The organism is Devosia riboflavina (assembly GCF_000743575.1).
Lineage (GTDB): Bacteria > Pseudomonadota > Alphaproteobacteria > Rhizobiales > Devosiaceae > Devosia > Devosia riboflavina.
On the sequence record NZ_JQGC01000019.1, the window covers coordinates 14,964 to 28,580 of the forward strand.

The following is a 13,617-nucleotide window of genomic DNA, read 5'->3' on the forward strand; positions in this document are numbered from 1 at the left end:
ATGCATTTGCAAATGCGAAATTGCTTGTTATGGTGCCCTTGTCGGATGGCGACCAGACGCTGTCGACGGGATGGGAATGGGTTAGCACGGACAAGAAGCCGGCAGTCCATCCACCTTCGGGAGGACATCGATGCTGCACTTCGACTCTGCCACCTAGGGCCTCGCCGGCCGTCTTCTTCTTCATCGCAAATGTCTCTCGCAATCGCCGCCCGGCGTTGCGCAGTCACGTCTTTGCTTCATCGAGCCATTGCGACGGGCGCCTGGTGGCGCGCGACCGGATGGTTGCTGCCTCAACGCTGCGGAATACCACATGAACGCTCCCTTTTCCGGCCTCGACGTCAATCTGGGCAATCTTTACCGCCTGTCTCAAGCCAAGACCCGCTCCATTTCACCGGAGAATTTCACCGGTGAAAAGGGCAGGGGTGGCATGGCCACCGAAGGAACTGGCGCCGATTGCGCCCGTGGCCTCGGCCAGGGCTGGAAGGTGTCGCCGTCCATCCGCATCGATGCCAATGAAACCCGCGTGCTGGCGGATATCGAAGGGCCGGGCGCCATCCAACAGATCTGGCTGACCACAGCCAATCTGCGCTGGCGCGACCTGATCCTGCGCATCTATTGGGACGATCAGGAGCATCCTTCGGTAGAGGCGCCGGTGGGCGACTTCTTCTGCTCCGGCTGGAACCGCTTCGCGCAAGTGACCTCGCTCGCCGTCTGCGTCAATCCGGGCCGCGCCTTCAATTGCTACTGGCAGATGCCGTTCAAGAAGCGCGCCCGCATCACCATCGAAAACCGCGATCCCGACGATTTCGGCATCATCTATTACCAGATCAACTATGCGCTGGCCGAGGTCCCGGAAGACGCCGCCTATTTCCACGCGCAGTTCCGCCGCACCAATCCGCTGCCGTTCAAGGAGGACTACACCGTCCTCGATGGCGTGAGCGGCCAGGGTCAATATGTGGGCACCTACATGGCCTGGGGCGTCAACAATGCCGGCTGGTGGGGCGAGGGCGAGATCAAGTTCTTCATGGATGGGGACAAGCAATTCCCCACCATCTGTGGCACCGGCACGGAGGACTATTTCTGCGGCGCCTATAACTTTGACGGCGGCGTCGTCGATGCCACCATGGACAGCCGTTATCGCGAATTTACCACGCCCTATGCCGGCCTGCCGCAGGTCTTGCGGCCCGACGGCACCTATCAGAGCCAGACGCGCTTCGGTATGTATCGCTGGCATGTCCACGATCCGATCCGCTTCGACAGCGACCTGCGCGTCACCATTCAGGCCCTTGGCTGGCGCACGGAAAAGAAGGATCGGCGCTACCTGCCATTGCAGGATGACATCGCCTCGGTCGCCTTCTGGTACCAGACCTTGCCCACGGCGCCGTTCTCGCAACTGCCCGATCGCGACTATCTCGAGATCATCTGACCATGCACCTTCTCCGCTTCATTGCCGGGCGGCTCGTGGTCTATGCGCTGGTGATCGTCTTCGCGCTCACCGTGCTGTTCTTCGTGCCGCGCCTTGGCCCCACCGATCCGGTGGAGGCCATGCTGGCCAAGGTCGCCTCGCAGGGCGCCTATATGGACCCCGCGCAGGTCGACAAGCTGCGCCAGTCGCTCATCGACACTTTTGGGCTCGGCGGCTCGCTCTGGGAACAATACGGCGCCTTCGTCAATCGCATCGTCTTCAGCGCCGACTTTGGCCCATCGCTCTCCATGTATCCGACCCCGGTGATGGAGCTGATCTGGAATGCACTGCCCTGGACTTTTGGCTTGCTGCTGAGTTCGACGCTGATTGCCTGGATACTGGGCAATTTCGTCGGCCTGCTCTCCGGCTGGCGACCCAATTCGAACAGTTCGCGGGTGATGGAGGGGATCGCCATCTGCCTCTATCCGATCCCCTACTACATCCTCGCGCTCGTGCTCTCGATCCTCTTTTCCTATGTGTGGAAGATCTTTCCGCTCACCACCACCATTCGCGGCGCGCCATGGAGTTGGGAGCTGGTTTCCAGCATCGTCTGGAACTCGTTCCTGCCGGCCATGTCGATCGTCATCGTGGTGTTCGGCTGGTGGGTGATCAGCGTCAAGGCCCAGACATCAGCCCTCAAGGAAGAGGAGTTCGCGCGCTATGCAAGGCTGAAAGGCCTGAGCGACGGGCGCATCCTCACCGCCTATATCCTGCCCAACGCCCTCCTGCCGCAGATCACCTTTCTGGCGCTGCAGATCGGGTTGATGTTCAACGGCTCGCTGATCACCGAAATCCTCTTCGATTATCCGGGCCTTGGGCTGCTGATCTACACGGCCGTGCTGCAGGGCGATTTCAACCTGCTCATGGGCACGATTAGCCTTTCGGTGATCGCCGTCGCGACCGCGACCATGATCATCGATCTCATCTATCCCCTTCTCGATCCTCGTATCCGGCACAGGTAGACCGATGCGCAGTTTCTTTACCCACGCGCCGTTCCGGCTCTATCTAGGCCTTCTGCTTCTGGCGGTGTGCATCGTCGTCGGCGGGATTCTGCCCTGGCTGGCGCCCGGCGATCCGCTCGTCTGGTATTCGGCTCCGCGCAACCAGAACCCCAGCGGGGCCTATTGGCTGGGGACCACCAGCCTTGGCCAGGACGTCTTCTGGCTCCTCACCTATGCCCTGCGCAATTCGATCATCCTCGGGCTGATCGTCGCCGGCCTGTCCACGGTCATCGGCGTCTTTCTCGGCCTTGCCGCCGGCTATGCCGGGGGCTGGCTCGATCGGGTGCTGAGCTTTTTCATGGATGCGCTGCTTTGCATTCCGACGCTGCCCATCCTGATCCTGATGGCGGCGCTCTTCGGCGGCCAATTGGCGCTACCCATCGTCGGCTTGCTGCTCGTGGTCTTCAACTGGCCCTATCCGGCCCGGCAGGTGCGCGCCGTGGCGCTCACCATGCGCGAACGTGAATTCATCAATGTCGCCTGGTTTTCGGGGGAGTCGAGCACCCGCATCCTCATACGGCACATCTTCCCCTATATCGCCGGCTGGTCGGCGGCCAATTTCATCAACACGGTGCTGGTCGGCATTTCGACCGAGAGCGCCCTGGCGGTGATCGGTCTCTCGAGCGCCCAGCAGGCTACGCTCGGCACCATGATCTACTGGGCCATCAACTATCAGGCTTTGCTGGGCGGAAAATACGTCTGGATCGGCTCCCCCGTGGTCGCCATCGTCCTTCTTTTCATCGGCCTCTTCCTCGTCTCCTCGGGCCTCTCCATGCAGTCCGCCGCGAAGAGGATGAGCGTATGATCAGCATCGACAATGTCACTGTCGGCTATGGCACTGCCGGCTTCATCACCGCAGTCGATGGCGTCAGTTTCACCATCGGCAGCAACGAAATCATCGGCATTGCCGGGGAATCCGGCTCGGGCAAATCGACGCTGATGCGAGCGCTCTATGGCGACTTCTCGACCGGCCTCCGTATCAAGTCCGGCACCGTAACCGGCCGCTTCACCGACGCTGCGACTGGCAAGGCGATCGAAAAGCCGTCGAGCCAGTTCCGCGATCTCTGGTGGGACCAGATCAGCTATATCCCGCAGGGCTCGATGAGCGTGCTCAACCCGCTGATGAAAATAGAGAAGCAGGTTGTCGACGGGCTGCCCAAGCGCGAACGGGGCGGCAGCCGCAGGGAATTGCGGGCCCGTATCGCAAAATTCCTGGCCGGTTTCGGGCTCGAGGAAAATGTGCTCGACGCCTATCCGCACCAGCTTTCGGGCGGCATGCGGCAGCGTGTGCTGGTGGCCATCGCCGCCTTCGTCAATCCACGCCTCATCCTCGCCGACGAGCCGACAACGGCGCTCGACGTGGTGGTGCAGAAAAAGATCCTGCTCATGATGGTCGAAATCCAGCGACGGCTGCAGAACACGCTTGTGCTGGTCAGCCACGATCTCGGCGTCCACTACCAGATCACCGACCGGCTGGTGATCATGTACAAGGGTCGGATCGTCGAGGCCGGCCGTACCGCCGAAATCTTTGCCAATCCGCGACACGACTATACCCGCAATCTCATCGCCTCGCTGCCGCGCCTCCACGGCCAGCGGGCGGTGGATCGGGTGGGAGCGGGCGCATGAGCGACGCTCCCATTCTCGAAGTCCGCAATGTCAGCCGCTCTTATCGCAAGGGCGGCTTCTTCGGCGGCACCCATTTCAAGGCGGTCGACAACGTCTCCTTCACCCTGCCGGCCAAGCCGCAGGTCTTCTCGATCGTCGGCGAATCCGGTTCGGGCAAGACCACGCTGGCGCGCATGGTCCTTCGCCTCGTCGAGCCGAGCGAAGGCGATATTCGTCTTCTCGGCCGCCCGCTTACAGGCAAGGAGGGGCGGATCGACAATCTCGAATTCCGCCGGCTGGTGCAGCCGATCTTCCAGAACCCGTTTGAGGCCTTCAGCGCCTATCTGCCGATCGAGGATTATCTCAGGCGCACCGCGCTCAACCTGAAGGTCGCGAGGTCGGTCGAGGAAGCCGATCGCTTGGCCGACCGGGCCTTGCGCTCCGTCAATCTCAGCCTCGAGCGCATCCGCGGCAAATATATCCGCCAGTTCTCGGGCGGTGAGTTGCAACGCATCAGTGTCGCGCGGGCGCTTATCCCGCAGCCCAAGCTGATCGTCGCCGACGAGCCGGTTTCCATGGTCGATGCCAGCCTGCGCATGTCCATCGTCAATCTCTTCCGCACCATCGTGGAAGAGCAGGGCGTGTCCTTCATCTACATCACCCACGACCTTTCCACCGCCTATTACCTCTCGGATCAGGTGGCGATCATGAACCACGGCCGCGTGGTCGAGAGCGGCGTGCCCACCGACATCCTCGACAATCCGAGCGAGGCCTATACGCGCGAACTGATGGCGGCGATCCCCACGGTTGGGGAACGCTGGAGCGAGCTCGACGCCATCGACAGCACCTATCCCACCCATTCATCCCGGCAAAAGACTGGCTTGAACCAGCCGCCGGCCAACGCCTGAAACAAACGGAGGAGAAATTATGTCGCCAATTCAAGTTCACCGCCCGCAAAGAGCCCTCATGGCTCTCGGGCTCGCCGTCCTCATGGGCGGCACCATGCTGTCCGGCGCCGCGGCGCCGGCATGGGCCCAGGAAATGACCGATGTGGGCACGCCCCGCGCCGAGACATTGATCGTGGACATGCTCAACGCCCGCGTCGGCAATCCGACCAATATGAACATGTATCAGCAGGGCGTGACCACCAATCACGGCTATCACCAGATGGCCGGCGCGCTGCTCTATGACATCGACACGGCCAAGGGCTCGCAGATCCCCGATCTTGCCGCTGAAATGCCTATCGCCAACGAGGACTTTACTGTTTTCACGGTGCCGCTGCGCCAGGGCCTGACCTGGAGCGATGGCGAAGCCTTCACCGCCGACGACGTGATCTTCACCGACCAGATGCTGCGCAACACGCCGGCCCTCGGCTACAGCGCCGCCTATACCGCCCAGATCGCCTCGATGACCAAGGTGGATGACCACACGGTCGAGATCACCACCACCAAGCCGACGCCGCGCCTCTCCATCGTCCTGGGCTCGGTTATCTACGGCAATCCCTTCCATGTCGTGCCCCAGCACGTCTGGGAAGGACAGGACCCGGCAACTTTCCCCAACTTCCCGCCCGTGAGCATCAGCGCGTACAAGTACAAAGACCACGATCCCAACGGCACTTGGTTCCTCTGGGAGAAGCGCGAAGACTGGCAGAATTCCGACGTCGGGCAGATCGTGGGCGAGCCTAAGCCGCAATATGTGCTGTTCCGCAGCTATGGCACCGAGGAGCGCCGCGTCCTCGCCATGGCTTCCAACGAGATCGACATTCTGACCGACATCTCGCCCGAAAGCCTCGATATCCTGCGCAACCAGAACGACAAGGTGCGCGGCTGGTTCACCGACTTCCCCTATGCCAATCTCGATGACCCCTGCGAGCGCGGCATGCATTTCAACACGTCCAAGGCGCCTTATGACGACGCAAGGACACGCTGGGCGCTGGCCCTTGCCATCAACGCCGAACAGGCCAGCATCGCCACCTTCTCGGGCATGATGCGCGCCTCGCCCCTCGCCATGCCGCCGACCACCGTGCTGATGGATACCTATCACCAGCCCATGGCCCAGTGGCTCAGCGAATTCGCTCTCGAGGACGGCTACAAGCCCTTTGATCCCGACTATGCCGTGCGCCTCGGCGAACGGCTGCGCTCGGAAGGGGTCGAAAATATCCCCGAAGATCCCGAAGCCCTGCGCGAACTGCTCGGCGTCGGCTGGTGGAAGCACGATCCGGAACAGGCGACCAAACTCCTGCTCGATGTCGGCTTCACCAATGATGGCGGGGTCTGGAAAAAGCCCGACGGCACGCCCTTCACCATCAACATCCTGGCCCCGGCCGATTTCGAGGTGCAGTCGCAGCGTCTCGCCTTTGCCGTCGCCAATGAATGGACGCAGTTCGGCATTCCCGCCCAGGTCCAGCAGATGCAGGCCGGCGCCTTCTTCACCGCCGAAAATACCGGCGACTATGAAGTCGGCTCCTATTGGGGCATGTCCTGCGGCATCGTGCCCGACCCCTTCGTGCGCATGGAAGGCTGGCACAAGGACTATGTGCGCGAGAATGGCACGCCCGCCTCGTCCAATCAGGGTCGCTATGTCGACGATGAGCTTAGCGCCCTGATCGACACGCTGCGCACCATCCCGGCCGACGACCCGCAGATCGTCCCGCTCGGCACCGATATCCTCAAGGAACTCGTCGAAGGCCTGCCGGCCATCGAAATGTTCGGCACCTCGAAATTCGTGCCAGTGAACGAGACCTATTGGACCAACTATCCATCGGCCGACAATTACTACGAAGGCCCATGGTGGTGGTGGAGCAATTTCAAGTTCATCGCCGCCAAGCTTGAGCCCGTCGCCGCTCAATAAGGACAAGAAAGGAGCGGTCGGGTTCCGACCGCTCCGAACCGATATTGTTCTTCGAAAAACCAGTGCCCGCGTTGCAGCAAAGTCTAGAGCGGTAGCGCCCGCCCCACCTTTACAGTGCCCAGCGAAAAGCTTGATTCGATCGACGCGACGCCCTCCACCTGGGTCAGTTTCTCGCGCAAAAAATGTTCATAGGTTTCGAGGTCGGCGCAGACGACGCGGAGAAGGAAATCGAATTGGCCGGTCATGAGATAGGCGTCCATGACTTCGGGCCATCGGCTTATGGCCGCGGCAAAGGCGTCCAGTTCGCGCGCCCGCTGGCGCTCCAGCTTTATGGAAATGAACACCGAGACCGGCAGGCCTGCCGCTTTCTGATCCACCATTGCGCTATAGCCGGTGATGATCTCGGCGCGCTCCATCTGGCGGATGCGACGCAGGCAGGGTGATGGTGAGAGCCCCACCCGGTCGGCGATCGCCTGGATGGTCATGCGCCCGTCCTCCTGCAGCGCCCGCAGGATTTTGCGGTCTATCGCAGTCAGCTCGATCTTGGCGGATTCTGCCAATTATCCTCTCCAAACAAGAGAAATCCTGCGTAGCCAGGCGTTCCATTGGCTAAATTAGACGAAATCTGCCTGACAGCAAGGTGCAGGCTGGAAGGGAGGAAGAGGAGGTTTCGTCGTGAAGGATAGTGACCGGCGCATCTGGTATATCGAGGCGTTGACGAAGAAGGCCCTATGGCTTTCGAACTGGATGATCCACCACGCCAATCATATCCGTCCCAATGTCGATGGCGTGAAAGTGGGCGGACACCAGGCCAGTTCCGCTTCCATGGCGGCGATCATGAGCGCGCTCTATTTTGGCGTGTTGCGGCCCGAGGATCGCGTTGCCGTCAAGCCGCATGCGGCGCCGGTGTTCCATGCCATCCAGTATCTTCTGGGCAAGCAGACCTTGGAGAAACTCATCAACTTCCGCGCCTTTGGCGGGGCGCAGTCCTATCCCAGTCGCACCAAGGATACGGACGATGTCGATATTTCCACCGGCTCGGTGGGGCTCGGCGTCGCCTTCACCGCCTTTGCCTCGCTGATCCAGGACTATGTTCGCGCCAAGAGCTGGGCGGACACGAGCCGACCGGAAGGCCGCATGGTGGCGCTGGTGGGCGATGCGGAACTCGACGAGGGCAATGTCTATGAATGCCTGCTCGAAGGCTGGAAGCACGGGCTGCGCAATACGTGGTGGGTCATCGACTACAATCGCCAGAGTCTAGATGGCGTCGTGCGCGAAGGGCTTTACGACAGGATCGAAGCCATTTTTCGCGCCTTCGACTGGAACGTCGTCACGCTCAAGTACGGTGCATTGCAACAGGAAGCCTTTGCCGAGCCCGGCGGGGAGAGGCTGAAAGCCTGGATTGATGCTGCTCCCAATGCGCTTTACTCCGCCCTGATGTTCCGTGGCGGCGCGGCCTGGCGCGAGCGGCTGTCCGACGAGATCGGCGATCAGGGTCCGGTCGGTGCCCTGCTGGCGCGGCGCAGCGATGCAGAACTGGCGGAGCTGATGGCCAATCTCGGCGGTCACTGCGTACCGAGCCTCCTCGAACAATTCGAGGCGGCACAGGGCGACAAGCCGACCGTGTTCATTGCCTACACGGTGAAGGGTTGGGCGACGCCGCTCGCTGGTCACAAGGACAACCATGCCGGCCAGATGACATCAGCGCAGATCGAGCAATTGCGCCAATCGATGAATGTCCGGGAGGGCCACGAATGGGAGCCGCTCGAGGGAATGACAGACCCTCGTGGCATAAACGACTTTCTCGGCGAAGTGCCGTTCAACGCTGCCGGTTCCCGCCGGCTGACCTCGCCGCAGGTCGCAACCATTGGCCCGCAATTTTTCGGCTCGGGGCCGACCTCAACCCAAGCCGCCTTCGGCCGCATCCTCGATGCCATTGCCAAGACCGACAGCGATCTGGCGCGGCGGATCGTCACCACGTCGCCCGACGTGACCGTTTCGACCAATCTCGGGCCGTGGGTAAACCGGCGCAACCTCTTCGCCCGCAGCGAAGTCGCCGACGTCTTCCAGCGCGAAGCCATTCCCTCGACCCAGAAGTGGCGCTTCGCCCCCGATGGGCAGCATATGGAACTGGGCATTGCGGAGATGAACCTGTTCCTGATGCTCGGTGCGGCGGGGCTCAGCCATTCGCTCTTCGGCGAACGCCTGCTGCCCATCGGCACGCTCTACGACCCCTTCATCTCCCGCGGCCTCGATGCCCTCAACTATGCCTGTTATCAGGATGCGCGCTTCCTTTTGGTCGCAACGCCGTCGGGCGTTTCCCTTGCCGGGGAGGGCGGGGCGCATCAGTCGATAGCTTCGCCGCTGATCGGCATGGCCCAGGATGGTCTTGCCAGTTTCGAGCCGGCCTTTGCCGACGAACTCTCGGTCATCATGGACTGGGCTTTCGACTACATGCAGCGCCAGGGCGATGCCCGGCCCGACCTTGCCGATTGGCCGCGCGACGTTACCGGCGGCTCCGTCTATCTGCGCCTCTCCACCCGCACCATCGAACAACCCACGCGAACCATGGACAAAGCCTTGTTCGACGGCATCATTCGCGGCGCCTATTGGTTGAAACCACCAACGCCGCAATGCGAGGTGGTCATCGCCTATCAGGGCGTGCTGGCCAATGAAGCCATCGAGGCGGCAGCACGGATTGGCGGCGACCGGCGCAATGTTGCCGTGCTCGCCGTCACCTCGGCCGATCGCCTCAATGCCGGCTGGCACGGCGCCCAAAGGGCGCGGCTTCATGGCGACAGCGAAGCCCGAAGCCACATTGAAACCTTGCTCGCCGACGTGCCCAACCGGGCGGGCCTGATCACCGCCATCGACGGGCATCCCGCCACACTCGGCTGGCTCGGCAGTGTCCTCGGCCACCGCACCGTCACGCTCGGCGTCGAGCACTTTGGCCAGACCGGCACGGTCAACGACCTCTACGCCCATTTCGGCATCGACGCCGCCGCGATGACCGCTGCAGCGCGCAGTTTCATGCCGGGGCGGACGGCAAATGCATGATCCCCACTTCTCCGGCGATCACGCCTTGCCAAGCTTGTTCGTATTTGTCAGACATATGTCATTAGACGGATTTGAGGGGAAATCGAACCGTCTCATCGCCGGGCCTGAGGGGGCCCTGCGTCAAAGAGAGTGACCGTTCCGGCGGGCCAGAACCCGCACGTAACGGCGCATGAGGGAACGTCCATCTGGCTCTTTATCAAGGAGGGAGCTCTATGAATGCACTTGTGAGACTGGCAGGCATCATGGTGGCTGCAACGGCGCTATCCGCGCCGGTGCTGGCACAAACCACCGTGGTGGCACCGAGCGGCAGCACCGCCGGCACCTACATGGACTACATGAAGACCGTCTACGATCGCGGCACCGGCTCCGAGCTGCTGCAGATCCCGATCGCGACCTTCGACAAGGAGTTCGAGCTGACGCCGATGGCGGCCGAAAGCTGGACCCAGTCCGAGGATGGTCTCACCTGGACCTTCAAGCTCCGTCCCGGCCTCGTCTGGTCCGATGGCGAGCCGCTTACTGCGGAAGACTTCGTCTTCGCCCTGCAGCGCGCAGCGACCTCTGGCTATGACTTTGCCTGGTACTGGGACTTTGCCGGCGGCATCAGGGGCTGGAAGGAAGTCACCGAAGGCACGGCCGACGTTTCGACCCTTGGCCTCAAGGCCGTGGACGATGTCACTATCGAAGTGACGACTGTCGCGCCAAAGCCCTATCTGCCATCCGTTACCAGCCTCTGGTACCCGGTGCCAAAGCACAAGGTCGACGAGCTGGGCGATGATTGGGCGCTCGACGTCGCCACCATCGTTTCGTCCGGTCCGTTCGAAATCGAGAGCTGGGAAAAGTCGAACAACTCGGTGGTCCTCACCAAGTCCGATACCTATACCGGCCCCTGGTCGCCGCTGATCGATCGCCTCGAACTCGATCCGACGCTCAATGCCCCCGAAGTCGGCCTGCCCGCCTTCCTCGCCGGCGATGCTGACTATTCCTTCCTCAACACCGGACAGGTGCCGGTCGCCACCGCGCGTTACCCGGATGGCATCCGCAAGAATGCCGTGTTTGCGACCTCGTACATTTCCTACGATCTCGATGCCGCCCCGTTCAATGACGTCAACGTTCGCCGCGCCTTCTACTATGCCGTCGATCGCGCCGAGCTGACATCCACCGTGCTCAAGGACATTGCCATCCCGGCCGGTTCGATCCTGCCGCCCGGCTATCCTGGCTACAACCCGGATATCGCTGCCGAAGCTGTATTTGACCCCGAAAGGGCCAAGCAGTTCCTGGCCGATGCAGGCTTCCCCAATGGCGAAGGCTTCCCTGAGGTGGAAATCTGGTATCGCGAAGAAGGCGGCTATAACGGTGCCATCGTTCCGGCCATGGCGCAGTACCTGCAGGCCGAATTCAAGGAAGTGCTTGGTATTTCGCTCAACATCCGCGCCCTGCCCGGGCCGGAATGGATGGATGGCCTGCGCGGCAAGAAGAACAATATCTTCATCGCGCCCTATGAATACGATTATCTCGATCCGTCGAACTTCTACGGCATCTTCTACAATGGTGGCCGCCACGGCTATTTCATTCCCGAATATGACGAGATCATCGCCAAGGCCGATAGCGAAAGCGATTGGGACACTCGCTACAAGCTCTATGCGGAAGCAGAGCAGTTGATGATCGACCAGGGCCTCATCGTGCCGCTGGTGCATCCGGTGACCATCGCCGTGGTGTCAGACCAGTTGACCGGCGATGGCGTGGCGCCGAACTCGCTCGGGTTCACCCAGCTCGATCGCCTCGGCCACTACTTCTTCACGCACATCACCAAGCAGTAGCCCCATTTCGACCCACGCGCTTCCCGGCTTTGCCGGGAAGCGTCCTCTACCAAGGGCCAATTCATGCCTCTCGTCGAAATCGAAGGCCTGCGCGTCAGCTTTCGCCAATATGGCGGCAAGGTCGATGCCGTGCGCCATGTCAGTTTTAGGGTCAGTGAAGGCGAAAGCGTTGGCATTGTCGGGGAATCCGGCTCCGGCAAATCCGTGAGCTGCTCCGCCCTGCTGCGCCTTCTGCCGGCGACCGCCGAAGTCGAAGCGACCACTCTCCGCCTCGATGGCGTCGATGTGCTCAAGGCCAACAAGGAAGACTTGGCGCGCCTGCGCGGTCGCTCCGCCGCCATGATTTTCCAGGATCCGATGACCGCGTTCGATCCGGTCTTCACCATCGGCCACCAGATCGCCGAAACCATTCGGGCGCATCGCAAGGTCGGCAAGCGCGAGGCATTGGCGGAAGCCGAACAGCTCCTGTTGCGCGTCGAGATCAAGAACGCTGCTGATGTGCTCGGCTATTATCCGCACCAATTGTCAGGCGGCATGCTGCAGCGCGCCATGATCGCCATGGCGCTCTCGTGCCGGCCAAAACTTCTTATCGCCGACGAGCCCACCACCGCGCTCGACGTGACCATCCAGGCGCAAATTCTCCAGCTCATCAAGAGGGTCCAGGCCGAGTTCGGCATGGCTCTGATCATGATCACCCACGACCTCGGCGTCATCGCCGAAACCGTGGACCGCGTCGTCGTCATGTATGGCGGCGAGATCATGGAAGAAGGTGCCGTCACCGACGTCTTCGAAGCCCCGAAAAACGACTATACCAAGACCCTGCTTGCAAGCCTTCACTCCCGCTTCGAGCCGTCCAAAGGCGCGCCCGATACCGTGGCGCCTGCGCTCGAACTGCGCGGCGTCGCAAAGTCCTATCATACCCGCCGCCGCAGCGGTTTTCGCGTGGTCCAGGGGGAGTTCCAGGCCGTGCAGACGGTCGATGTCGTCCTGCCGCGCAATCGCATCGTCGCGCTCGTCGGTGAATCCGGGTCGGGCAAGACCACAACCGGCCTCATGGCCATGCGCCTGACCGAACCGAGTCGCGGCCAGATCCTCGTCGATGGCACCGATATTTCCCAACTCGATCCGGCCGCGCTCATCCCATTCCGCCGGCGCATGCAGATCGTCTTCCAGAACAGTTATTCGGCACTCGATCCGATGATGACGCTGGCCCAGATCATCGCCGAGCCGCTCCATATCCACGGATTGGGAACGCCGCGCGAGCAAACCGAAAAGGCGCTGAACTGGCTCGAACGCGTCGGCCTGCCGCGCAATTTCGGCAACCGCTATGCGCACGAACTTTCTGGCGGCCAGCGCCAACGCGTCGCCATCGCCCGCGCCCTCATCCTCGAACCCACCGTGCTTGTCGCCGACGAACCGACCTCGGCTCTGGACGTCACGGTCAAGGCGCAGATCATCAATCTCCTCAAACAGTTGCAGGCCGAACTGGGGCTCTCGATCCTCTTCATCAGCCACGACCTCTCCACGGTGAAATCGCTGACCGACAGCGTCGTCGTCATGTATCGCGGCCGGGTCGTCGAGGAGGCGCCGACCGAACGCCTCTTTGCCGAGCCGCAGCATCCCTATACGCGCGCCCTGCTCGACGCGATCCCGGCGACCAATCCGCGGGAAAAGCGCCTGCGCACCTTTCTCTCCGCCGATGAAATCAAGGCGCGGACGCCGCGCTACACCGTCATCCAGACAGGGTCGGCACCCAATGCCGCTCCGCAATTGGTCACCATCGCCCCGGGCCACCGGGTCGAGGCGATCGTGACGCCCTGAG

Annotated in this window: 10 protein-coding genes; 9 read left to right on the forward strand and 1 reads right to left on the reverse strand. The window is 61.9% G+C overall.

Annotation, left to right across the window (positions count from 1 at the left end; translation table 11 throughout):
• Positions 1-310: 310 nt before the first annotated feature.
• The 6 genes from JP75_RS17945 to JP75_RS17970 are packed head-to-tail and all read left to right on the forward strand — an operon-like array spanning position 311 to position 6,921.
• Positions 311-1,426, forward strand: a complete 1,116-nt coding sequence (locus JP75_RS17945) for a glycoside hydrolase family 172 protein (RefSeq protein WP_035085703.1) — start codon at positions 311-313, stop codon at positions 1,424-1,426.
• 2 nt (positions 1,427-1,428) lie between these two features.
• Positions 1,429-2,427 carry an ABC transporter permease gene (locus JP75_RS17950; RefSeq protein ID WP_035085705.1) on the forward strand — a complete coding sequence of 333 codons (999 nt, stop codon included), beginning with the start codon at positions 1,429-1,431 and terminating at the stop codon, positions 2,425-2,427.
• A 4-nt stretch (positions 2,428-2,431) separates the two neighbouring features.
• Positions 2,432-3,271, forward strand: coding sequence for an ABC transporter permease (locus tag JP75_RS17955; RefSeq protein ID WP_035085707.1), 840 nt, complete (start codon positions 2,432-2,434; stop codon positions 3,269-3,271).
• Positions 3,268-4,092, forward strand: coding sequence for an ABC transporter ATP-binding protein (locus JP75_RS17960; protein ID WP_035085709.1), 825 nt, complete (start codon positions 3,268-3,270; stop codon positions 4,090-4,092). The genes JP75_RS17955 and JP75_RS17960 overlap by 4 nt, the downstream gene beginning before the upstream one ends.
• Positions 4,089-4,979, forward strand: coding sequence for an ABC transporter ATP-binding protein (locus JP75_RS17965; RefSeq protein WP_051960884.1), 891 nt, complete (start codon positions 4,089-4,091; stop codon positions 4,977-4,979). Before JP75_RS17960 ends, JP75_RS17965 begins: the two co-directional genes overlap by 4 nt.
• Positions 4,980-5,037: 58 nt before the next feature.
• On the forward strand, positions 5,038-6,921 hold the full coding sequence (locus JP75_RS17970; RefSeq protein WP_051960885.1) for an ABC transporter substrate-binding protein: 1,884 nt from the start codon (positions 5,038-5,040) through the stop codon (positions 6,919-6,921).
• Between the two features lie 83 nt (positions 6,922-7,004).
• Here the strand turns inward: JP75_RS17970 and JP75_RS17975 are convergent, their stop codons facing one another.
• Positions 7,005-7,481 (reverse strand): Lrp/AsnC family transcriptional regulator, encoded by a 477-nt coding sequence (locus JP75_RS17975; protein ID WP_084587778.1) that lies wholly within the window; start codon positions 7,479-7,481, stop codon positions 7,005-7,007.
• A gap of 187 nt (positions 7,482-7,668) precedes the next feature.
• Here JP75_RS17975 and JP75_RS17980 point away from each other — a divergent pair, with 187 nt between their 5' ends.
• From JP75_RS17980 to JP75_RS17990, 3 genes are all read left to right on the forward strand, one after another.
• Positions 7,669-9,978 (forward strand): hypothetical protein, encoded by a 2,310-nt coding sequence (locus JP75_RS17980; protein ID WP_084587785.1) that lies wholly within the window; start codon positions 7,669-7,671, stop codon positions 9,976-9,978.
• A gap of 212 nt (positions 9,979-10,190) precedes the next feature.
• Positions 10,191-11,795, forward strand: a complete 1,605-nt coding sequence (locus tag JP75_RS17985; protein ID WP_035085713.1) for a peptide ABC transporter substrate-binding protein — start codon at positions 10,191-10,193, stop codon at positions 11,793-11,795.
• Positions 11,796-11,858: 63 nt separating this feature from the next.
• The gene (locus JP75_RS17990; protein WP_035085714.1) at positions 11,859-13,616 is read left to right on the forward strand and encodes an ABC transporter ATP-binding protein; all 1,758 of its coding nucleotides are present in this window, start codon (positions 11,859-11,861) and stop codon (positions 13,614-13,616) included.
• The last annotated feature ends 1 nt before the right edge of the window (position 13,617 follow it).